1 protein-coding gene is annotated in these 674 nt (G+C 73.3%); it reads left to right on the top strand.

Annotated features, from left to right (window positions below; translation table 11 throughout):
• Positions 1-674: metallophosphoesterase (locus N4G66_RS45255; protein WP_261710162.1), on the top strand; the 674-nt coding region annotated here is incomplete at both ends.

Below are 674 nucleotides of genomic sequence, written 5' to 3'. Positions count from 1 at the left end.
CTCGCGATGATGCGCGGCCACGGACGGCGTCAGCAGGACCGGGCGGCGATCGTCGGTGACACCCTGCTGGGTGCCAGCTGGGTTCTGTTCACCTGGTCCGTTCTGCTCGGCGCCCTCCTGCGGCTCGCCCTGACCCTGGCCGGCGTCGGCGGGAGTCAGGACCGGGCCCGGATCGTCACCTGGGCCGTCCTCGGCACAACCGCCGTACTGCTCGCCTGGGGGTACGCCGAGGCCCGCCGCGTGCCACGCGTGTGCCGGCTCGACGTGCAACTCCCGCGGCTGGGTGCCGGGTTGGACGGCCTGCGCGTCGCCCTGATCACCGACACCCACTACGGCCCGCTCGATCGCGCCCGCTGGTCGGCACGGGTGTGCGAGACGGTGAACACGCTGGAAGCCGACCTGGTCTGCCACACCGGCGACATCGCGGACGGCACGGCCGAACGCCGCCGCGCCCAGGCCGCCCCGCTCGGAACCGTGCGGGCCACCCGGGCCCGTGTCTACGTCACCGGCAACCACGAGTACTACAGCGAGGCCCAGGGCTGGGTCGACCTGATGGACGAGCTGGGCTGGGAGCCGCTGCGCAACCGCCATCTGCTGCTCGAACGCGGAGGCGACACCCTCGTGGTCGCCGGCGTGGACGACGTCACCGCCGAGTCCTCCGGCCTCGCAGGCCA

This window comes from Streptomyces rhizosphaerihabitans (assembly GCF_025399795.1).
Taxonomy (GTDB): Bacteria; Actinomycetota; Actinomycetes; order Streptomycetales; family Streptomycetaceae; genus Streptomyces; species Streptomyces rhizosphaerihabitans.
Note: the sequence above shows the minus strand (reverse complement) of the source record. Positions and strands in the feature narration are given on the sequence as shown.